General features: G+C 61.5%; 20 protein-coding genes. 15 read left to right on the forward strand and 5 right to left on the reverse strand.

Features of this window, described 5'->3' with window-relative positions; genetic code table 11:
• Window positions 1-152 precede the first annotated feature (152 nt).
• From M728_RS06450 to M728_RS06465, 4 genes are all read right to left on the reverse strand, one after another.
• Window positions 153-572, reverse strand: a complete 420-nt coding sequence (locus M728_RS06450; protein ID WP_026614271.1) for an HIT family protein — start codon at window positions 570-572, stop codon at window positions 153-155.
• A gap of 85 nt (window positions 573-657) precedes the next feature.
• Window positions 658-1,836 carry a GNAT family N-acetyltransferase gene (locus M728_RS06455; RefSeq protein WP_026623296.1) on the reverse strand — a complete coding sequence of 393 codons (1,179 nt, stop codon included), beginning with the start codon at window positions 1,834-1,836 and terminating at the stop codon, window positions 658-660.
• A gap of 4 nt (window positions 1,837-1,840) precedes the next feature.
• Complete coding sequence (locus tag M728_RS06460) at window positions 1,841-2,566, reverse strand: glycerophosphodiester phosphodiesterase (RefSeq protein ID WP_026623295.1); 726 nt, start codon at window positions 2,564-2,566, stop codon at window positions 1,841-1,843.
• A gap of 12 nt (window positions 2,567-2,578) precedes the next feature.
• Complete coding sequence (locus M728_RS06465) at window positions 2,579-3,046, reverse strand: RidA family protein (RefSeq protein WP_026623294.1); 468 nt, start codon at window positions 3,044-3,046, stop codon at window positions 2,579-2,581.
• 142 nt (window positions 3,047-3,188) lie between these two features.
• Between M728_RS06465 and M728_RS06470 the strand changes: the two genes are divergently transcribed.
• The 14 genes from M728_RS06470 (at window position 3,189) to lpxB (ending at window position 17,710) form a co-directional block, all read left to right on the forward strand.
• Window positions 3,189-4,004 (forward strand): cell envelope integrity EipB family protein, encoded by an 816-nt coding sequence (locus M728_RS06470; RefSeq protein ID WP_026623293.1) that lies wholly within the window; start codon window positions 3,189-3,191, stop codon window positions 4,002-4,004.
• A gap of 228 nt (window positions 4,005-4,232) precedes the next feature.
• Complete coding sequence (gene rpsB / locus M728_RS06475; RefSeq protein ID WP_026623292.1) at window positions 4,233-5,000, forward strand: 30S ribosomal protein S2; 768 nt, start codon at window positions 4,233-4,235, stop codon at window positions 4,998-5,000.
• 249 nt (window positions 5,001-5,249) lie between these two features.
• On the forward strand, window positions 5,250-6,173 hold the full coding sequence (gene tsf / locus M728_RS06480) for a translation elongation factor Ts (protein WP_026623291.1): 924 nt from the start codon (window positions 5,250-5,252) through the stop codon (window positions 6,171-6,173).
• 191 nt (window positions 6,174-6,364) lie between these two features.
• Window positions 6,365-7,087, forward strand: a complete 723-nt coding sequence (gene pyrH / locus M728_RS06485; RefSeq protein ID WP_026623290.1) for a UMP kinase — start codon at window positions 6,365-6,367, stop codon at window positions 7,085-7,087.
• A 54-nt stretch (window positions 7,088-7,141) separates the two neighbouring features.
• A complete protein-coding gene (frr, locus tag M728_RS06490; RefSeq protein WP_026623289.1) occupies window positions 7,142-7,702 on the forward strand; it encodes a ribosome recycling factor in 561 nt (186 codons plus the stop codon).
• A gap of 37 nt (window positions 7,703-7,739) precedes the next feature.
• Window positions 7,740-8,483 (forward strand): isoprenyl transferase, encoded by a 744-nt coding sequence (locus tag M728_RS06495; protein WP_026623288.1) that lies wholly within the window; start codon window positions 7,740-7,742, stop codon window positions 8,481-8,483.
• Window positions 8,483-9,316: a phosphatidate cytidylyltransferase gene (locus M728_RS06500; RefSeq protein WP_026623287.1), complete on the forward strand. Its 834-nt coding sequence runs from the start codon at window positions 8,483-8,485 to the stop codon at window positions 9,314-9,316. Before M728_RS06495 ends, M728_RS06500 begins: the two co-directional genes overlap by 1 nt.
• A 236-nt stretch (window positions 9,317-9,552) precedes the next feature.
• Window positions 9,553-10,677 (forward strand): RIP metalloprotease RseP, encoded by a 1,125-nt coding sequence (rseP, locus tag M728_RS06505; RefSeq protein ID WP_026623286.1) that lies wholly within the window; start codon window positions 9,553-9,555, stop codon window positions 10,675-10,677.
• A gap of 251 nt (window positions 10,678-10,928) precedes the next feature.
• Window positions 10,929-13,262, forward strand: coding sequence for an outer membrane protein assembly factor BamA (gene bamA, locus M728_RS06510; protein ID WP_026623285.1), 2,334 nt, complete (start codon window positions 10,929-10,931; stop codon window positions 13,260-13,262).
• A 43-nt stretch (window positions 13,263-13,305) separates the two neighbouring features.
• The gene (gene lpxD, locus M728_RS06515; RefSeq protein ID WP_026623284.1) at window positions 13,306-14,370 is read left to right on the forward strand and encodes a UDP-3-O-(3-hydroxymyristoyl)glucosamine N-acyltransferase; all 1,065 of its coding nucleotides are present in this window, start codon (window positions 13,306-13,308) and stop codon (window positions 14,368-14,370) included.
• The gene (fabZ, locus tag M728_RS06520; protein WP_026623283.1) at window positions 14,363-14,827 is read left to right on the forward strand and encodes a 3-hydroxyacyl-ACP dehydratase FabZ; all 465 of its coding nucleotides are present in this window, start codon (window positions 14,363-14,365) and stop codon (window positions 14,825-14,827) included. Before lpxD ends, fabZ begins: the two co-directional genes overlap by 8 nt.
• Window positions 14,824-15,642 (forward strand): acyl-ACP--UDP-N-acetylglucosamine O-acyltransferase, encoded by an 819-nt coding sequence (lpxA, locus tag M728_RS06525; protein ID WP_198023446.1) that lies wholly within the window; start codon window positions 14,824-14,826, stop codon window positions 15,640-15,642. Before fabZ ends, lpxA begins: the two co-directional genes overlap by 4 nt.
• A 5-nt stretch (window positions 15,643-15,647) precedes the next feature.
• Window positions 15,648-16,529, forward strand: coding sequence for an LpxI family protein (locus M728_RS06530; RefSeq protein WP_026623281.1), 882 nt, complete (start codon window positions 15,648-15,650; stop codon window positions 16,527-16,529).
• Window positions 16,526-17,710, forward strand: a complete 1,185-nt coding sequence (gene lpxB, locus M728_RS06535; RefSeq protein WP_026623280.1) for a lipid-A-disaccharide synthase — start codon at window positions 16,526-16,528, stop codon at window positions 17,708-17,710. The genes M728_RS06530 and lpxB overlap by 4 nt, the downstream gene beginning before the upstream one ends.
• Before the next feature lie 24 nt (window positions 17,711-17,734).
• Here lpxB and gltA read toward each other — a convergent pair whose 3' ends face one another.
• On the reverse strand, window positions 17,735-19,024 hold the full coding sequence (gltA, locus tag M728_RS06540) for a citrate synthase (protein ID WP_026623279.1): 1,290 nt from the start codon (window positions 19,022-19,024) through the stop codon (window positions 17,735-17,737).
• 315 nt (window positions 19,025-19,339) lie between these two features.
• Here gltA and M728_RS06545 point away from each other — a divergent pair, with 315 nt between their 5' ends.
• Entirely contained in the window at window positions 19,340-21,778 is a 2,439-nt protein-coding gene (locus M728_RS06545) for a ComEC/Rec2 family competence protein (protein ID WP_026623278.1), read from the forward strand.
• The last annotated feature ends 210 nt before the right edge of the window (window positions 21,779-21,988 follow it).

A 21,988-nucleotide genomic window follows, 5' to 3' on the forward strand; every position in this document is an offset into this window, starting at 1 on the left:
TTTAAGGACAAAAACATGCAGCAATTCAACGTGCTACAGCGTCCTTTGTGCGTCTGAAAAGACGCACGGCGCTGTAAAGCGCGACGCGCTTTAGTCCTTGTTTTTGTGCATGTCGCTGTTCCAAACCGGTGCACACTTTTGCGCGACATGCATTAAAGCGCCCGCCGAATTTTCTCCGCGTTTGCAGCCAGGACCTCGTTGTCCTCCATCCGGCCGGAATGTGGCCTCAGCGGAACACCTTCCCGGCGGGGGATGACGTGGAAATGCAGGTGGAAGACCGATTGGCCGGCCGGCGGCTCGTTGAACTGCATGATGGTGACGCCGTGGGCATCGAAGGCAGCCTTCGCGGCGATCGCGATCTTCTGGACTGTGGCGATCAGGGCAGGCAAGGTTGCGGGATCGGCGTCGAAAATGTTGCGCGACGGCGCCTTCGGCAGCACAAGCACGTGCCCCTCCGCCTGCGGCATCACGTCCATGAACGCGACCGTCGCCTCGTCCTCGTAGACGCGGTGCGAAGGAATTTCGCCGCGCAATATCTTGGCGAAGATATTGTTGGTGTCGTATGCGCTCATGTCGTTTCCTCTTCTTGCAGGCTGATGGGAAGACCGCGGCTTTTCAAGTCGTCCTGTGCCGCGATGATTTAGACTCGGATCAAGGCTAGTGCTCCGCTTTGCGGAAAGGCCCGTGCTCTGCAAGGAACTCGCCGGTTTCTTCCACATCCCGGCGCTCCCTTTCGAGATAGTCGGCGACGGCGCGTGCAAGCCCGGCATGGGTGATGAAATGTGCCGAATGGGTCATCACCGGCATATAGCCGCGCGCAAGCTTGTGCTCGCCCTGGGCGCCCGCCTCGACGCGCTTCAGGCCCTTGGCGATCGCGAAGTCGATGGCCTGATGATAGCAGACTTCGAAATGCAGGAAGGGATGATCCTCGATGCAGCCCCAGTGCCGCCCGTAAAGCGCGTCGCCGCCGATGAAGTTGATGGCCCCCGCGATGTAGCGTCCGTCGCGCTTGGCCATGACCAGCAATATGTCGTCGGCCATTCTCTCGCCGATCAGGGAATAGAACGCGCGCGTCAGGTAGGGGCGGCCCCATTTGCGGCCGCCGGTGTCCATATAGAAGGCGAAGAATTGGTCCCAGATCGATTCCGTGAGGTCGCTGCCGGTCAGCCAATCGATGCTTATGCCATGTTCGACAGCCGCTCGCCGTTCCCGTTTCAACGCCTTGCGCTTTCGTGACGCGAGCGTGGCGAGAAAGTCGTCATGCGATCCGTAGCCGTCATTGATGAAATGGAACTGCTGATCGGTCCGGTGCAGAAATCCCGCTCGTTCGAACGTCGCCATTTCGTCCGCGGGCACGAAGGTGACGTGGGCCGAGGAGAGACCGTGACGGCGCGTCAACTCCTTGAGGCCCGCCGCAAGGGCGTCACGAACTGGGCGCGGATCGTCCTCTTCGGCCGCCAGGAGCCGCGGTCCGGTGACCGGCGTGAACGGGACCGAGCATTGCAGCTTCGGATAGTAGCGGCCGCCGGCACGCTCGAAAGCATCCGCCCATCCATGATCGAAGACATATTCGCCCTGGCTGTGGCTTTTGACGTAGCAGACGAGCGCGCCGCGCAACGAACCGTCCGCATCTTCGATCAGCAGATGCTGTCCGAGCCAGCCCGTTTCCGCCGTCGCCGAACCGGATTCCTCGAGCGCCGACAGGTAGGCATGTGACACGAAGGGATTGTAGGGCGTGCCGGGATGCCCCCGTGACGCGCCGGCAAGCCTGCTCCAGCGCGCTGGCGAGATCGCGGTGAACGAGTGCTCTATGCGGATGTTGATCGCGTCTGTCATGCGCTTAGGAAATCACGGTCTCCCGTGGATCGAAACCCTCGAAGGTCATTTGATCCGCATTGGCGAATGTATGCTCCTGTGCCGCCTTGTCGCGCACCGTCCAGGTGATGATGGTGCGGCCGAGGGCGCGTTCCTTGCTGATGAAGCTGTTCGGCAGATGGCCGTAGAAATAGGAGATGAAATCCAGACCGAGCTGCATTGCTTCCTCGTGCACGAAGAAAGTCTCCGGGTTGGCGCCGTCTGCCGTCAGGCCGAGCGGATAGGGCGCGTCGAGCGCCTTGAGGTCCTTGAGCAGCCAATGATCGAAGCTCATTAGCGCGACGCGCCCCTCGTAGTCTTCCAGTGCATCGAGGACCGCCGCGGCGAAGCCCTCGTCGTCGCCTTTCCGGCCCTTGAGTTCCAGGACGATCGGAACACGGCCATTTACGAGGCGAAGCATTTGAGCGAGCGTCGGCACCTTGTCCTTGGTGCCGCCGATCGACAGCAGCCCGAGTTCGGCGGCTGTCTTCTCCCGCACATCTCCTTTAATCCAGCAGAGACGCTCGAGGTCGTGGTCGTGGAAGACGACCGGCACGCTATCGGCCGTGAATTGCAGGTCGCATTCGATTGCGAAGCCGGCTTCGGCCGCGCGCGAGAAGGCCGAAAGCGTGTTTTCCCAAACCTCGCGGTTCATGTCGTGATAGCCCCGGTGAGCTATCGGCTGGGCTTTGAGCCAGGAAATGTCCTTCATGAGAGTCCCTGATCAGGCGATTTCGATGATGGCATCGATCTCGACGGCCGCGTTGAAGGGTAGGGAGGCCATGCCGACGGCGGCGCGCGCATGCTTGCCGGCCTCACCGAGCACGTTGGCGAAAAGATTTGAGGCGCCGTTGATGACAAGGTGTTGTTCGGTGAAATCGGGAGTCGAGGCGACAAAGCCGTTGATCTTGACGAGGCGCCGGATGCGGCCGAGATCGCCGCCCAAAGCTGCCTTGGCCTGTGCCAGGATGTTGATCGCGCAGAGCTCCGCGGCCCGTTGCGCGGCGGCGACGTCGACGTCCTTGCCGACATGCCCGGTCACGGCGACCTTGCCGCCTTCCATCGGCAATTGTCCGGAAATATAGAGCGTCGAGCCGGTAACGACGTAGGGCACGTAATTCGCGACGGGTGCGACCGCCTGTGGAAGGACGATGCCGAGCTCGGTAAGACGCTTTTCGATCTCTGCGGACATGAAAGGCTCCCTTGTTGTCTTTTGTGGTAAAATCCTGCATGCAGAGGCAGGATCACGACAGGCGCCAGCCAGAAAGGATCTGCCTCGCTTCTGCCGAAAGCTTGTTTATCGCATTGCCGGCGAGTCCAACAGGAGGAAACGGATGTTTCGTAAAGGCTTCGGTCGTGCCAGTCTGGGGGCTCTCTGTTTCGCTGTCATGACTGCCGGGGCGAATGCGAGCGCGCTCGCTCCCCATCGTGCAGTCTACGACCTGGAATTGAAGGACGCCTCCGAACGTTCCGGAATTTCCGGCATGTATGGTCGCATGGTCTACGAGTTCAACGGCTCTCCGTGCGAAGGCTATACCGTGAGCTTCCGCTTCGTCACCCAGGTCGATACCGGGGAGGAGGTTCGCCTGACCGACCAGCAGACCACCACCTATGAGGACATGAAAAACGGCAGCTTCCGCTTCCTGACCCGGTCCTTCACCGATGAAAAGCTGGATAAGGAGGTGCGCGGAAGCGCGCATGAGGAAAAGACAGGCGTTAAGGTCGAGCTGACCGCACCCGACAAGCGCGAGGTGGCTCTGGCCGCGAGCCGCTTTCCGACCGAGCACATGTTGGAGGTGATCGAGCGGGCGAAGAGGGGCGAATCGTTCTTCGAGTCCCGCATCTTCGACGGCTCCGATACGGGCGACAAGACGCTGATCACGTCGACCTTCGTCGGCAAGCCACGTCAGCCTTCCGCGGACGAGGCCGACGCCGGCAAGGCGGGCAAGCTCGCGAGCGAAAAATATTGGCCGGTGACGATATCCTACTTCAACGACAACGCCAGCGGCGACGCGCAGCCCATCTATCGCATGTCCTTCAAACTCTACGAGAACGGAGTCACGCGGGACCTGACGATGGACTACGGCGACTTCGTGCTGAGCGGGAAGCTCGCAGATCTCGAAGTTTTCAACGCCGAAGAGTGCAAGTAGCGCGTCGTCCGAAACTGTCTATGCTTTCGGGATAACGAGAGCTGTGATCCGTTTCAGGCAAAAAATGCCCATCAGTCTTGATTTATCGGGCGGTTGCCGTTAATGGGCTGCCCATTCCACACGTAAGGCATGGGATTTTCCGGGAGAAATCCGGACTGTTCCGCCGGTGGGCGCATTGCGGTGCGCTCGACGCCTTGCGGAGGTTCAACCGGAAAAGGAGACAAAGGCATGGCATTGCCTGATTTCACCATGCGCCAGCTTCTCGAAGCCGGCGTCCACTTCGGCCACCAGACGCATCGCTGGAACCCGAAGATGAAGCCGTACATCTTCGGCGACCGTAACAACGTTCACATCATCGACCTCGCTCAGACCGTGCCGATGCTGTCGCGCGCCCTCCAGGTCGTCAGCGACACCGTTGCCAGCGGCGGCCGCGTGCTCTTCGTCGGCACCAAGCGCCAGGCTTCGGAAATCATTGCCGACGCGGCGAAGCGCTCTGCCCAGTACTACGTCAACGCCCGCTGGCTCGGCGGCATGATGACCAACTGGAAGACGATTTCCAACTCGATCCAGCGTCTGCGCAAGCTTGACGAGATCCTCGCTTCGGAAGCGTCCGGCTTCACGAAGAAGGAGCGCCTGAACCTCGAGCGCGAGCGCGAAAAGCTGAACCGTGCGCTCGGCGGCATTCGCGACATGGGCGGCACGCCGGACCTGATGTTCATCATCGACACCAACAAGGAATCGATCGCCATCGAAGAAGCCAAGCGCCTTGGCATTCCGGTCGTCGCCGTCATCGACTCCAACTGCGATCCGGATCTCATCGACTACCCGATTCCGGGCAACGACGACGCTTCGCGCGCCATCGCTCTTTACTGCGATCTCGTCGCTCGCGCCGCTATCGACGGCATTGCCCGTCAGCAGGGCGCCGCCGGCCGCGATCTCGGCGCATCCGAAGAGGTTCCGGTCGAGCCGGCCCTCGAGGAATCGTCCGAGGCCTGATCGGGCCGCACGGCAGACGGAGCGCTGCCGTACGCATGAAATGTCGGGACGAGGCCGTTTGTGATGGAGAATCTGAACGGCCTTGTTCTTTATCAGCCGGAAATGGCGCGGCCGGCCGCGGGCAGGCCCGCAAACATCGCTATGATCGCTTCATAATGATGTCACAGAGAAAGGCCATTTCCTGCCAAACCTTCTGGCACTGCGCCACTCGCGGTCGGCGCGCCAGCCAAACTGACAAGAGGCACGAAGATGACTGTTACTGCCGCAATGGTGAAGGATCTGCGCGAAAAGACCGGCGCAGGCATGATGGATTGCAAGAAGGCGCTTGCTGAAACCAATGGCGACCTGGAAGCCGCGATCGACTGGCTGCGCGCCAAGGGTATCGCCAAGGCGGACAAGAAGTCCGGCCGTACGGCTGCCGAGGGCCTCATCGGCATCGCCAGCGCCGGCACCAAGGCTGTCGTCGTCGAAATCAACTCCGAAACCGATTTCGTTGCCCGCAACGAAGCGTTCCAGGACCTTGTGCGCGGCGTTGCCAATGTCGCGCTGGGCACCGTCGGCACCGTCGACGGTGTTGCCAAGGCGACCTATCCGGCAACCGGCAAGTCCGTCGAAGATTCGATCAAGGACGCCATTGCCACGATCGGCGAGAACATGACGCTGCGCCGCGCTGCACTGCTTCAGGTCGAAGACGGCGTTGTCGCCACCTATGTCCATAATGCTGCCGGCGAAGGCATCGGTAAGCTTGGCGTGCTCGTCGCGCTGAAGTCCACGGGAGACAAGGAAGCGCTGAACACGATCGGCCGCCAGGTCGCCATGCACATCGCCGCCACCAATCCGCTGGCGGTCCGTGCCGAGGAAGTCGACGCCGCCGTCGCCGAGCGCGAGCGCAACGTCTTCATCGAACAGTCGCGCGCTTCGGGCAAACCGGACAACATTATTGAAAAGATGGTCGAAGGCCGCATGCGCAAGTTCTTCGAAGAAGTCGCGCTGCTCTCGCAGGCCTTCGTCATGAACCCGGACATCACTGTCGGTCAGGCCGTCAAGGATGCCGAGAAGCTCGCCGGCGCACCGATCGAAGTCACCGGCATGGCTCGCCTCCTGCTTGGTGAGGGCGTCGAGAAGGAAGAGACCGACTTCGCGGCAGAAGTGGCTGCAGCGGCAAAGGGTTGATTTCTTCACCCCGATTGGGAAAAACCTGGGGCATCGCGTGACAACGCGGTGCCCTTCGTGTATCCGGCATTCGTCGATGCGTCGGACCCGCCGGACCTGCCGGAGCGGTTGATACCACGCAGCCGGATTTTACCCTTTAGCCGCCGTGTGCCGAATTGCGCACATGCGCGCCGATCTGCTCAGGAGTGATGATGTCGGCCAAGCCAATCTACAAGCGCGTTCTTCTGAAGGCCTCCGGCGAAGCGTTGATGGGAAGCCAGGGCTTCGGAATCGATGTCGCGGTCGCCGACCGGATCGCCTCGGATATTGCGGAAGCGCGGGCCATGGGGGTCGAGGTCGGTGTCGTCGTCGGCGGCGGCAACATCTTTCGAGGCGTTGCGGTCGCGTCGAAGGGAGGCGACCGGGTCACCGGCGACCACATGGGAATGCTGGCGACGATCATCAATGCACTTGCGCTGGCGACGTCGCTTCGAAAACTCGATATCGACACGGTGGTCCTCTCGGCGATCGCCATGCCGGAGATCTGCGAGAGTTTTTCGCAGCGCGCGACGCTCTATCACCTCTCGCTCGGCCGCGTCGTGATCTTTGCGGGGGGCACCGGCAATCCCTTTTTCACGACGGACTCCGCAGCCGCCCTTCGCGCCGCCGAGATCGGGGCCGAGGCAATCTTCAAGGGAACGCAGGTCGACGGGATCTATTCCGCCGATCCAAAAAAGGATCCGTCGGCCGTGAGGTTCGATCGCCTGACGCATAGCGAAGTGCTCGAGAAGGGCTTGGCCGTCATGGACGTTGCCGCAGTGGCGCTTGCGCGGGAAAATGCTATTCCGATCGTCGTCTTCTCGATCCATGAGAAGGGCGGCTTCGCGGAGATATTGACGGGTGGCGGCCGTGCCACCATCGTGGCTGATAATTGACAAGCTGCTGACGGCCCGCAAGCGCCGTCGAAATAAGAACGGGAGTCTTGAACCATGAGTGAAGGTGTGGATCTGAAGGAACTGAAGCGCCGCATGGATGGAGCGGTCGCTGCATTCAAGCACGACATCGCATCGCTTCGGACCGGCCGCGCGTCGGCAAACGTTCTCGATCCGGTGACCGTCGAAGCCTACGGTTCGCGCATGCCGCTGAACCAGGTTGCCAACGTCACGGTTCCGGAACCGCGGATGCTTTCGGTGTCGGTGTGGGACAAGTCCATGGTCGGCGCCGTGGACCGGGCGATCCGGGAGGCCAATCTCGGCCTCAATCCGATCGTCGATGGACAGAACCTGCGCATTCCGCTGCCGGAGCTGAACGAGGAGCGCCGCAAGTCACTGGCCAAGGTCGCGCACGACTATGCCGAAAAGAGCAAGGTCGCGGTCCGCCATGTCCGCCGTGACGGCATGGACGACCTGAAAAAAGCCGAAAAGGACGGCGAGATCAGCCAGGACGAGAGCCGCGCTCAGTCCGAGCGCGTACAAAAGATGACCGACGAGGTGATTTCCGAAATCGACCGCTTGCTCGCGGAGAAGGAAAAGGAAATCATGCAGGTCTGACCGACGCGTATTTCGAGTCTCATTTTTCGGGCGGCCCATGCAAGAATTCATTCCGACAAACGTACCGAGGCATGTCGCCATCATCATGGACGGCAACGGTCGCTGGGCGAATGCGCGTGGACTGCCCCGCACGATGGGACATCGGAAAGGCGTCGAGGCGGTGCGCGGCGCGGTCAGAACGGCCGCTGAGATCGGCATTCGCTACCTGACCCTTTTCGCTTTTTCGTCGGAGAACTGGAGCAGGCCGCAGGACGAGGTCAGCGACCTCATGGGCTTGCTCAAGGCCTTCATACGAAGGGACCTCGTGGATCTGCATCGTGAGAATGTTCGCATCCGCGTCATAGGTGATCGAACCAACCTGAACGGCGACATTCTCCCTCTGCTGATCGAGGCCGAGGAGATGACGAGCGCGAATACGGGAATCACCCTGGTGATCGCGTTCAACTATGGTGCGCGGGATGAACTGGCGAGGGCGATGCGCCGCCTGGCGGAGGAAGTGGCCGCCGGCCACCTTCGTCCGGACGAGATCAATGTGGAGCGGATCGCGGCGACCCTCGACACGGCGGGTATTCCCGACCCCGACCTCATTCTCAGGACGAGCGGCGAGGAGCGTCTCTCCAATTTTCTGCTTTGGCAAGGAGCGTACTCCGAGTTGCTGTTCATTCCCGAGCTCTGGCCGGATTTCACACGCGAGACATTTCTCGCTGCCATCGAAAAATATTCCTGCCGCGAACGCCGCTTTGGCGGCCTGCCGCAACCGACACTGGCGGTCGGCTCCTGATGCAAACTGAACTCAAACTTCGCGTCGCGTCCGGAGCGGTCCTGGCGGCGATCGCTCTCGGTGCGACCTGGGCAGGTGGTTTTTCCTTCAAGCTCCTGTCCGTCGCAATAGGTTTACTCGTGTATTACGAGTGGTCGACGATCACGAGGCTCCCCGAGCGGGATTTCCAGGGCAACGCCCTCGGATGGCTGTCGCAGGCCATGATCGCGGGGTTCGTCCTCCTGGACTATATGCACGTCAGCCTGCCGGCGCTTGCTGTCTGCGCGGCCGCTGGGGCGCTATGGGTACTGATCAGGGCAAGAAGTTGGTGGCTACCGGGCGGCATCGTCTATGCCGGGCTGACCAGCATATCACTCGCGGCAATCCGCGGGGCGGACTATCTCGGCCTGATTGCGATGCTGTTCGTCTTCGCCGTCGTATGGGCGACGGATATCTTCGCCTATTTCACCGGCAGAGCGCTTGGCGGCCCTAAGCTGGCGCCGGCGATCTCACCGGGCAAGACCTTGTCGGGAGCGATCGGAGGAACGATCTGCGGCGTTCTTGCCGGCGTAGCCGTCTTTATGGTCCACTTTTCCATCGAGGATCTGCGCATCCCCGTCATCGCGCTGGTGTTGTCGACCGCGAGCCAGGTGGGAGATCTATTTGAATCCTTCGTCAAGCGCCGTTTCGGCGTGAAGGATTCGAGTCACCTGATTCCAGGGCACGGCGGGGTCATGGACCGGGTCGATGGGTTGATATTCGCTTGCATTGCGGCCCTGGCGCTGGTGTTGGGCCAGACCCTGCTTTCAGGCGGGCGGGAAGTTGCCTTCGGTTCGGTTCTGTTGGGCCTCTAGACGACGATGACTTACGTCGAACCGATCAAGCCATCGTGATCGATTTCCGATAAGCTGGAGCAAATACGGGCGGAAAAGCGCGTGCACCTTTCGTCATCCAGCTTTAAGGCCACCGCATAGTTCCTTATATCAGGGCGGAAATAAGGATAGATTATGCGGCAATTCAAAGTGTAGCGGCTGCCTCGGCGCCTTGCGAGGAACGGGCGGGCGTAGCGGCAGATGCGTTAGGAATGACCATGAGCCTTCTGCTTGACAATCTCCAGTACACCATCCCCACCTTTCTGTTCCTGTTGACCTTGCTGGTCTTCGTTCATGAGATGGGGCACTATCTTGTCGGCCGCTGGTCCGGCATCCGTATCCTTGCCTTTTCCGTCGGTTTCGGACCGGAGCTCTTCGGCTGGACCGATCGCCATGGCACCCGCTGGAAATTCTGCGTGATCCCGCTTGGCGGCTATGTGAAGTTCTTCGGCGACGAGGACGCGGCGAGCACGCCCGACTATCGGCGGCTGGAGACGATCGCTCCGGAGGACCGCGCGCGAACGTTCCTCGGCGCCAAGCTGTGGAAGCGGGCCGCGACCGTGGCCGCCGGCCCGATCGCGAATTTCCTTCTCGCGATCGCTATCTTTGCCGTCCTCTTTTCCATCTATGGTCGCGCGGTCGCCGATCCTGTCGTCGCTTTCGTGGCGCCCGGCAGCGCGGCGGAGAAGGCTGGCATACTGCCGGGCGACCGGCTGTTGTCGATCGACGGAAGGCCGATCGCGACCTTCGATGACGTGCGCCGCTATGTGAGCGTTCGCCCCGAACTGCCGATTACTGTTCGGATAGAGCGCGAGGGTGCCGCGTTCGATCTGCCGATGGTGCCGCAGCGCACCCAGTCCGTCGATCCCCTGGGCAACAAGGTTGAAGAGGGCAAGATCGGCATCGGCACAAATCAGGAAGCCGGCAATTTCCGAATCGAGACCTACGGACCGCTCGAGGCGGTCGGGCAGGGCGCCCTGCAGAGCTGGCGCATCGTGACGGGCACTTTCGATTATCTTTCCAATCTGGTCGTCGGGCGGATGAACGCTGACCAGGTGGGTGGGCCGATCCGCATCGCGCAGATGTCCGGTCAGATGGCAAAGCTTGGCATTGCGGAAGTGCTGAACTTCGCGGCCGTCCTTTCGGTTTCCATAGGATTGCTTAACCTAATGCCCGTTCCGGTGCTTGATGGCGGCCATCTCATGTTCTATGCGGTCGAGGCGCTGCGCGGTAAGCCGGTCGGCCCCGCCGCGCAGGATCTCGCATTCCGCATCGGCTTTGCGATGGTGCTCATGCTCACGGCGTTCGCGGCGTGGAACGACATCAATTGGCTCTTTGGATGATGTCGGCTGCCTTCGAACTGGATGTGATGATCTTTATGGATTTTGTGAAGGATTGATTCCGTCGGCTTGCTCCGCAACGATTTGTTTACGTTAATGCGAGGCCGTAGTGGCTGTTAAGCCACGGTTCGAATTGAAGTAAACAGAAATTAACGAGCTGGCTTGCTTGTATGGGAAAAGCGGGTAAAACGGCAACCGTGACCGGAGTCGGTACGAAATTGCCGCGGGACGTTGGGAAAAGGTAAGATTTAAACATGAAAGCTGGTTCAAGGTTTTTGAACGCGGTGTCGGCGTTTGCGCTCTCAGCGAGCATGGTTGCCACGGGTACCGGTGTTGGGCTGGTTGCCGGCACGTCGGTTGCACAAGCCGCGGTCATCAATCGGGTTGAAGTGCGTGGTGCAACGCGCGTAAGCGCGGAAACCGTTCGTGCCAACATCACGATCGTCCCCGGCAAGAGCTTCAGCAATGCGGATATCGACGCTTCGGTGAAGCGTCTTTATGGCACCGGCTATTTCTCCGACGTCAGCATCACCGTTTCCGGCGGCACGCTCGTTGTCTCCGTCAGTGAAAACCAGCTCGTGAATCAGGTCGTCTTCAACGGCAACCGCAAGATCAAGGACGACAAGCTTCAGGGCATCGTACGCACGCAGCCGCTCGGTCCCTACAGCGAGGCCACTGTCGAGAACGACATTCAGGCCATCAAGGACGCCTACGCTGCGATCGGTCGCAGCGACGTGACGGTGACCACGCAGGTCGTGCCGATTGCCGAGGGCCGCGTCAATGTCGCCTTCGTCGTCAACGAGGGTGAGCGCACGAAGATTTCCGAGATCAACTTCGTCGGCAACGAAGCCTACAGCGACGGTCGTCTGCAGTCGGTGATCGCGACGAAGGAATCGGGTCTTTTTTCGTTCCTCACCCGCAAGGACGTCTATAATCCGGACAAGCTGCGGGCCGACGAAGATTTGCTGCGGCAGTTCTATTACAACCGCGGCTACGCCGATTTCCAGGTGATTTCGTCTGAGGCGACGCTCAACGAAGCGACCAACGAATATACCGTGACGATCACCGTCGAGGAAGGTCCGCGTTACGACTTCGGTCCGATCAATGTCGAGTCGACCGTCGAAGGCATCAATGCCGAAGAGCTGAAGAGTCTGGTCCAGAGCCGCGAGGGTTCTGTCTACAAGGCCAAGGACATTCAGGACACGATGAGCGAGATTTCGAAGCGTGTCGCGTCGGAGGGCTATCCCTTTGCGCGCGTTACGCCGCGCGGCAACCGCGATCTCTCCAATCATACGATCGCCGTCGACTATCTCGTCGACCAGGGTGAGCGCGCCTATGTCGAGCGCATCGAGATTCGGGGCAACACCCGTACGCGCGACTATGTCATCCGTCGCGAATTCGACGTCGGCGAGGGCGACGCCTTCAACCAGGAGATGATTGCTCGCGCCAAGCGCCGGCTGGAGGCGCTGGGCTACTTCTCCTCGGTCAACATTACGACGGCCCCGGGCAGCGCGGCTGACCGCGTCATCATTATCGTCGATGTGCAGGATCAGTCGACGGGTTCGTTCGGTATCGGTGCCGGTTACTCCGCAGGCAGCGGCGGCGGCTTCCTCGTCGAAGCTTCGATCGAGGAAAAGAACTTCCTCGGTCGCGGCCAGTATATTCGTCTTGCCGCTGGCAAGGGCGAAGATAGCCAGACCTACAACGTTTCCTTCACCGAACCGTACTTCCTCGGCTATCGTCTGGCGGCGGGCTTCGATCTGTTCAAGAACGAGACCGATTTCGACGACGACAATTACAGCTACAACGACCAGGGCTTCAGCCTGCGCGTGACGGCGCCGATCACGGAGAACCTGTCGACCACGCTGCGCTACAACTATACGGAGCTGGAGTATTTCGGCGACAAGGACGAGCTCTCGTCGCCCTATGATCGTGCTATCGACGACAGCCCCTGGACGCGGTCGTCCGTGTCGCACTCCATCACATACAACACGCTCGACGACGCGCAGCTCCCGCACGAGGGTATCCTCGCTTCGTTCACGCAGGAGTTCGCCGGCCTCGGCGGCACGTCGGATTTCTACAAGATCACCGGTAAGGCCAAGTGGTACTACACGCTGAACGACGAAGCGGACATCATTGCGTCGCTCGCCGGTAGCGCTGGTCACGTGTTCAAGACGTCCGGCTCGATGGAAGTCTTCGATCAATTCCAGCTTGGCAGCAACGACATCCGCGGCTTCGAGCGCAACGGCATCGGCCCCCGTGTCAACAACGGTGATGCCTTGGGTGGCACGACCTATTTCACCGCATCTGCGGAGGCGTCATTCCCGTTGCCCGGCATTCCGCGTGACAGCGGCTTCCGCGGCGCGTTGTTCGTGGACGCAGGTACGCTCTACGGCAACGACGTGAGGTTGACCGGAGCCGGGGAATCCGTTCGTGGCGAAGACGCGTCGTTGCGCGCCTCCGTCGGCGTCAGCCTGATCTGGGCTTCACCTTTCGGCCCGCTGCGTGTCGATTATGCCGTGCCGGTCGCAAAGGAAGACTTCGACGAGGTCCAGAACTTCAAGTTCGGTATCAACTCGTCGTTCTGATAAGAGCAGTCCAGAACTGCCAGAAGAACGTTCTGGAGTGTCCATGGAACAGAATTGGTTTTTTCCGCCCCATCAGGGGATTCGTTTGGGCGACCTGGCGAATCAGATTGGGGCGGAGTTGCTGGACACGGCCGCCGCCGACCGTGCCGTTCGCTCGGTGGCGCCGGTTTACCGCGCAAAGCCCGGCGAGATCTGTTACATGCTCTCGCGCAAGAGCCGCGACGAGCTGGAGAGCTGTCACGCCTCCGCGATCATCTGCGACAAGGCGATTGCCTCGATCGTCCCCGACACCATCCCTGTGCTCCTGGCTTCGAAGCCGCATACGGCATTCGCGCTCGCCGGCGCCTTGCTTCACGAGAATGCGCTGCGTCCGTCATACAACACGAGCGAGCGCGGTGTCGCGCCCGGAGCTTTCGTCGATCCGACGGCGCGGCTGGAAGCGGGCGTCGAGGTCGAGCCAATGGCGGTCATTGGCGCCGGCGCCGAGATCGGCAGCGGGACACGCATTGCAGCCGGGGCGGTGATCGGACCGGGCGTACGGATCGGCCGCGATTGCACGATTTCCGCCGGCGCGAGCATCCTTTGCGCGCTGGTCGGCAACAACGTCATTGTCCATCCCGGCGCGCGGATCGGCCAGGACGGATTCGGTTATGCACCGGGTCCGAAAGGTGGAATGATCAAAATCGTTCAGGTTGGACGCGTGATCATTCAGGACCACGTCGAGATTGGTGCCAACACCACCATCGATCGCGGTACCATGGACGACACGGTGATCGGCGAAGGCACGAAGATCGACAATCTCGTGCAGATTGGCCACAACGTCCGCATCGGCCGTTATTGCGGCATCGTCAGTCAGGTGGGCATCGCCGGCAGCGCGCGCATCGGCGATGGCGTGATGATTGGCGGCGGCACCGGGGTCAATGGTCATATCAGCATCGGAGATGGAGTGCAGATTGCGGCCATGAGCGGCGTCGCGAGCGATGTCCCGGCAGGCGAGCGCTACGGCGGAATTCCGGCGCGGCCGATGCGGGACTTCCTGCGCGACGTGGCTGAGATGGCGTTGCGGGCAAGCGAGAGGCAGAAGAAAAAGGGTGGCAAGGATGAATGAGGCTGCAACTGTTCTCGGGACGGCGGATATACAGGAGATCCTGAAGCTTCTTCCCCATCGCTATCCCTTCCTTCTTGTCGACCGCATCATCGAGATCGACGGTGACAATTCGGCGATCGGGATCAAGAACGTGACGGCGAACGAGCCGCACTTTACCGGGCACTTCCCGGAAAAGCCGATCATGCCGGGCGTTCTGCTGATCGAAGGCATGGCGCAGACGGCAGGGGCAATCTGCGCCCGCAAGACCGGGATCGGCAGCAACCTCGTCTATTTCATGACGATCGACAATGCCCGTTTCCGCAAGCCGGTGGTGCCGGGCGATCAGGTCGAGTTCCATGTCACGAAGCACAAGCAGCGGGGCAATATCTGGAAATTTCACTGTGATGCAAAAGTTGACGGGCAACTCGTCGCGGAAGCTGATATCGGCGCGATGATAGTCAGCAAGGAAGACGCCTGAGAATGATAGCATCAAGTGCAAAGATCCACCCGTCGTCGGTCATCGAGGACGGCGCAGTGATCGGCGAGAACGTAACGATCGGCCCGCTTTGCCATATCGGGCCGAAAGTCGTTCTCGGAGATGACGTTGAGCTCTTGAGCCACGTCGTCGTCATCGGCCGTACGACCGTCGGCAAGCGGACGAAAATCTTCCCGGGTGCCGTCATCGGCGGCGATTCGCAGAGCGCTCACCACAGCGCATTGAACACGACGCTGACGATCGGCGAGAACTGCACGATCCGCGAAGGCGTGACCATGAACACGGGCACGGTGGAACACGGCGGCACAACCATCGTCGGCAACAACAACCTGTTCCTCGCCTATTCGCACGTTGCGCATGATTGCCGCCTCGGAAACAACATCATCCTGTCCAACAACGTGATGCTCGCAGGCCACGTCACGGTGGAGGATCGCGCCATTCTCGGCGGCGGTTCGGCGGTTCATCAGTTCACCCGCGTCGGCCGTCAGGCCTTCATCGGCGGACTTTCGGCAGTGAGCTACGATGTCATTCCCTATGGCATGCTCAACGGCAATCCAGGCGTCCTGAGCGGCCTCAACGTCGTTGGCATGACGCGCGCGGGCATCGATCGCCAGACGATCCACAAGGTTCGGCGGTGCTACAAGCAGATCTTCGAAGGGCCTGAGTCGGTTCGCGCAAATGCGGCCGCAGTTCGCAACGAATATCTTGATTGCCCCCCGGCACTCGAGATCCTCGATTTCATTGCCGCAGATAGCGAGCGCGCGCTCTCCTCGCCGAACCGCGGCGGCAAGGGTTGACAGTGGTGGCGGCTCGCGACCTGCCGCAGTCGAAAGGCAGGTTGGCAATCATTGCCGGCGCTGGCGCGCTTCCCCACCACGTCGCCGAGGCGGCCCGCCGACAGGGAGAAGACCCGTTCATCATTGCACTGTCGAGCGAGGCCGATGCCGACTGGGCCGGTTTTGACCATTCGATCCTCGGGATCGGCGACTTCGCTGCGATCAGCGGAACCTTTCAGGCGGAGGGCGTCGACCGCGTCGTGCTCTCCGGTGCGGTCCGGCGACGGCCGGAATGGCGCGATATCCGTCCGACATTGAAGACGCTGGCCAAGGTGCCGAGTATTTTGCGCACCTTGATGTCCGGCGGGGACGACGCGGTGCTGCGCATGGTGATCGAGCTGATCGAAGCGAGCGGTGCCCGCGTCATCGGCGCGCACGAGGTCGTGCCCAATCTTCTTGCCGACACCGGCCCCATTGGTGCGCATGCGCCGACAGCGGAGGACAGGCGCGACATCGAGGCCGCGATTGCCGCCGCCAATGCGCTGGGCGCGCTCGATGTCGGTCAAGGTGCCGTTGCAGTGGGCGGCCGGGTGGTTGCGCTGGAGGGCGCCGAAGGCACCGACGCCATGCTGGCGAGAGTCGCGGCACTGAAAGTCGACGGCCGGATTTCGGCCCGCCGCCGCGGCGTTCTCGTCAAGCTCTGCAAACCGCAGCAGGACGAGCGCGCGGATCTGCCGTCAATCGGGCCTTCGACGGTTGCAGGCGCCGCAGCGGCCGGTCTTGCCGGTATCGCCGTCGAAGCGGGGCGTGCACTCGTTCTCGAGCGATCGCGTGTCACGGAGGCTGCGGACAAAGAAGGCCTCTTCATTCTCGGCGTCGAGCGCGACGGACGCGGGGGACAGGGATGACGGATCGGGGCCACAGGTTGGCGGTCATTGCCGGCGAAGTTTCCGGGGATTTGCTTGGCGCAGATCTCGTGCGTGCGCTCCGCGCCCGTGTTGATGGGGTCGAGCTTGTCGGTGTCGGCGGCGAAGCGCTCGAGGCCGAAGGCCTTCGATCCCTGTTCGACTACTCCGAACTGTCGATCATGGGCTTCGCCCAGGTTCTTGCGAACCTGCCGAAGCTTCTGCTGCGCATCCGCCAGACCGCACAGGCGATCATTGCCGCGCGCCCCGATGCCCTGGTGATCATCGATAGCCCCGATTTCACCCATCGGGTTGCGCGGCGCGTGCGCGCCGCGTTACCGGAATTGCCGGTGATCAACTATGTCTGCCCCAGCGTCTGGGCGTGGAAGGCAGAACGGGCACCGCGGATGCGGGCCTATGTCGATCACGTACTCGCGGTGCTGCCCTTCGAACCGGAGGTCATGCGCCGTCTCGGCGGCCCGCCGACGAGCTATGTCGGGCACCGGCTCGCATCGGACAAGAACGTGCTGGCCGTTCGGAAGCGGCAACGCGAAAGGCGGCAGGCGCAGGAGCAGCAGCGTGAGGGCAAAACCTGCCTGCTGCTGCCGGGATCGCGCGGGAGCGAAGTGACCCGTTTGCTGCCGATCTTTCGCGGGACCGTCGAGGAACTCGCCGAACGGCACAAGGACATTCGTTTCCTGCTGCCGACGGTTCCGCGCCAGGAAAGCCGCGTGAGGGCTCTGACGGCGTGCTGGAAGGTGCTGCCCGAAATATCCGTCGCCGCCGACAAGAAGTGGGAGGCATTTGGGGAGGCTGACGCTGCGATCGCCGCTTCGGGTACCGTCATTCTGGAACTGGCGCTTGCCGGCGTGCCGGTCGTTTCGACCTACTATGCCGACTGGCTCGTCAGTCTCCTGCATGCGCGGATCCGGATATGGACCGCAGCACTTCCCAATCTCATTGCCGATTTTCCCGTCGTGCCCGAATATTTCAACAAGATGATCCGACCGGCGGTGCTGACGCGGTGGTTCGAGCGCCTTTCGAGCGACACGGCGCAACGCCGGGCGATGCTCGACGGTTTCGCCCTCGTGCAGCAGCGCATGGCGACCGACCGTCCGCCCGGCGAGAAGGCGGCGGAAATCGTCCTTGAATATCTTCAAAGAAAAAGGCCCGGCCATTGCTGACCGGGCTTTTTTGGGAAGGCTGCCTCAGCGCTTGGAGAGCGGCACGTAGTCGCGCAGCGGCGCGCCGACATAGAGCTGGCGCGGACGGCCGATGCGCTGCTCCGGGTCCTCGATCATTTCGTTCCACTGGGCGATCCAGCCGACAGTGCGTGCGAGCGCAAAGAGCACCGTGAACATGGTGGTGGGGAAGCCCAGCGCCTTCAGCGTGATGCCGGAATAGAAGTCGATGTTCGGATAGAGCTTCTTCTCAATGAAGTACTCGTCCGTCAGTGCGATGCGTTCGAGTTCCATGGCGACTTCCAGCAGCGGGTCGTCCTTGTGGCCGAGCTCGGCGAGGACTTCATGCGTCGTCTTCTGCATGATCTTCGCGCGCGGGTCGTAGTTCTTGTACACCCGATGCCCGAAGCCCATGAGACGGAACGGGTCGTTCTTGTCTTTTGCCTTCGCGATATATTCCGGAATGCGATCGACCGTGCCGATTTCGGCGAGCATGTTGAGCGCCGCTTCATTGGCGCCGCCGTGGGCCGGGCCCCAGAGGCAGGCGATACCGGCGGCGATGCAGGCGAAGGGGTTCGCACCCGAGGAGCCGGCAAGGCGGACGGTCGACGTCGATGCATTCTGCTCGTGGTCGGCGTGCAGGATGAAGATGCGGTCCATGGCGCGTGCCAGAACCGGGTTCACGACATATTCCTCACAGGGCACGGCAAAGCACATGCGCAGGAAGTTCGAGGCGTAGTCGAGATCGTTCTTCGGATAAACGAAGGGCTGGCCGATATGGTATTTGTAGGCCATCGCGGCGATCGTCGGCATCTTGGCGATCATGCGCAGCGATGCAACCATGCGCTGATGCGGATCGGTGATGTCGGTCGAGTCGTGATAGAAGGCCGAGAGAGCGCCGACACAGCCGCACATGACGGCCATCGGATGGGCGTCGCGACGGAACCCGGTGAAGAACCGCGACATCTGCTCGTGGATCATCGTGTGATGCGTGACGCGGTAATCGAAGTCGGCCTTTTGGGCCTTTGTCGGCAGTTCGCCGTAAAGCAACAGATAGCAGACCTCGAGGAAGTCGCCGTGCTCGGCGAGCTGCTCGATCGGATAGCCACGATGGAGGAGCACACCCTCGTCGCCGTCGATATAGGTGATCTTGGATTCGCACGATGCCGTCGACGTGAAGCCCGGATCGTAGGTGAACATCTTCATCTGCTTGTAGAGCGAACCGATGTCCACGACGTCCGGACCGATCGATCCCGATCGCACTGGCAGGTCCGCCGATTTGCCGCCAATTGTTACTGTCGCGCTTTTCTCTGACATTGGACCCTCCGTGTTGTGGCATCGTGGCACAGTGATGTGCCGCGAATTTGAGCGTTGCGAATTTGCTATATGATTTATTTTCGACTGCCAAGCAGTACGAAAGGCAAATTGGTGCGATGCGAAAATAAGCATATGGCGACGCAACAATCGCATGTTACGGCAATATGTCCAACAAGATCAATGATCGTTAAGCTGATAATGCGGTACCATTCTATATAGCTTTGCTGCTTTTTTAGGCAGCCAGTCTTTCGATTGCAATGGCGTTCCTTTGGTTGCAGGATCGCTCCGGTTGGCCAGCGGGGGCAAAGCGACGAAATGGGGGAGGGCCAGGCACAGGCGGTAGCGCGCGACGAGGAGCGCAGCGCTTGGCGCTTACTCGATGACAACGCTCCGGTTCCAACCGCCGATTTGGCTGTACAAGGCGCCGCTCTCCGAAGCCCGCCGGTGCGATACGGTCTGATCATCCGCCGTCGGACCGTTCGGGCGGCAACATCGATTTCACGCAGCATGCGCGCCGCAGCGGCGGAGGAGCAAGAATTCGGCCACGGTTTCGTGCTGATCCCGGTGCTGCTTGCCCTTGGCGCTCTGGCTTGGTTCGATCTGCCCGGAACCGTCAGAATTGCCGAACTTGCAGCGCTGCTTTGCGTTTTCGGCATGTCTACTCTTCTCTGCCGGGGAGATTTCCGCCGCTGGCGTCCCTTCGCTCTTGCACCCGCGCTCTTCACGGCTGGCATGCTGCTCGCCGCAGCCGAAACGGCGCGGCTCGATACCGTCATTCTCGACGGCCCTGTGACGACCAATGTTCGTGGGACAGTGATCTCGCGGGAGCCGGACGACAAGGGCCGCTGGCGGTATCTTGTCGAAATTCAGGAAACGTCCGGACCGCGGCTGCGCAGACCTCCGGCGCGGGCGACACTGCTTGCGCGAAGCCGCCACGAGCCCTTTCAGGTGGGGGCGGCGCTGGAAGGCAAAGCCCGCCTCTCGCCGCCCTCGGGGCCGGCGCTGCCGGGGCTCAATGATTTCGCCTTCGACGCCTATTTCAAAGGAGTCGGGGCCGTCGGCTTCTTCTATGGCGCCCCGCGAGTTCCGGCGGAAAGCATGGTTGCCGAGCGGCAGCAATCCTCTCTGCCCGCGCGCACAAGCGCCTTTCTCACGATGATGCGCGAGGCGGCCGGCAACCGCATCCGGGCGGCGATCGGCGGCGACACCGGAGCGATCGCGGCGGCGCTCGTGACCGGTGAGGAGCGTGCTATCAGCCGCGAGACCGTGGAGGCGCTTCGCGCCGCCGGTCTGTCGCACGTCCTTGCGATCTCGGGGCTCAACATGGTGCTGGCAGCAGGCACCTTTCTGATCGGCGCGCGAACGCTCTTGAGCTTCGTTCCCGGCGTTGCGGAGAGATTTCCGATCAAGAAGATCGCGGCCGCCGGCGCCCTGCTCATGGTTTTTCTCTACATCCTGATTTCCGGTGGCGCGGTTTCAGCGCTCAGGTCCTGGATCATGATCTCGATCATGCTCGTCGCCGTCTTCTTCGACCGCATCTCGATCAGTCTGCGCAATGTCGCGCTTGCTGCGCTCGTCATCATAACCTGGAAGCCTTCGGCCGTTGCCGGACCGGGATTTCAGATGTCCTTTGCGGCCACCCTAGCACTTGTTGCGGGCTATGCCCGCTGGCGCGACCACAGGGCAAAGGACCGCGAGGCCAACACGAAGCGGGGAGGTTGGGGAGCGGCGTCGAGTCTCGCCACGGGCATTGTGGCGACCTCTGTCATCGGCGGATTGGCAACGGCCGTCTATGCGGCCGCCCATTTCCACAGGCTGCCCGCTTACGGACTGGCGGCCAATATTGCAGCGGCACCGCTGATCAGCGTTCTTGTGATGCCATTTGCGCTTTTCGCGATGCTGCTGATGCCCTTTGGGCTTGAGCACTATCCCCTGATGGTGATGGGGCAGGCCCTCGACTGGATGCTTTCAGTGGCGCGATACGTGGCGTCTCTTGACGGCGAATGGATGACGGGCCGCGTCGGCAACGCCAGCTTCTTTCTTGTCGCCTTCGGTGGCGTTCTGCTTTGTGTGTTGAGAACGCGGTTGGCGCTCGCGGGGGCGGGGCTGATCCTCCTGGGCGGATCGGCGATCGCTCTGGAGCGGAATGTGGAGCGCCCGTCGATCGCGATATCGGAAGACGGACAACTGGTGGGCCTGATTGCCGGAGGCACGATCGCGACCAATCGGAGCCGGCCACCAGAATTCGTGTTCTCGCAATGGCAGCGGGCACTAGCCGCCCGGGACCACACGGCGCCGCTCGAAATTCCGGCGATCGGCCCCGAAAGGACTGGAGCGCCAAAGCTCGTCCGACAGCCCGACGAAGCGGAGATTGTCGCTCTCCTTGGCGCGGCGAAGCCCGGCGTCTTTACCTGCCGAAAGAGCCAAGTCTGCGTCGGGCAAAGCCGCGAAGGCTGGACCGTGGCGGTCGTCGAAGCACCGGAACTCGTTCCCATCCTCTGCAAAGGCGCCGATCTCATCGTTGTGGCTACACGGCGCCCCCTCGCAGCCTGTCCCTCCGGCGTGGCGGTGATCGTAACGGGTCAGACCTTGCGACGGACCGGTGCGATCGAAATCTATGCCGACCAAAGGCAGCCGGGAGAGCCGCACATGCGCGTGGAGGCGTCGTTCGCCTCGACTGAAAGACCCTGGCAGCGTCATCGCCGCTACGATTGGCGCAGCGGCGACTTCCTGCCCTCGGCGCCGAACCTCTGATACGTCCCGCAAGCGCCTGCATTTATTCTTGATTAATATACTCCACAAATCTTGTCATTCGGTCCTCGTTTGTCGTAAAGAACATCCGCAAGGCGTTGCCCGAGAGCGCAACACGGGAAGCGTGAGCGATTCTTCGCCCGCGCCCAAAGCTTCGAAATCGAGAGAATCCGCTGCGTAGCCCGGACCGTCGGGCGAAGGCGCGAAAGAATG

This window comes from Ensifer sp. WSM1721 (assembly GCF_000513895.2).
Taxonomy (GTDB): domain Bacteria; phylum Pseudomonadota; class Alphaproteobacteria; order Rhizobiales; family Rhizobiaceae; genus Sinorhizobium.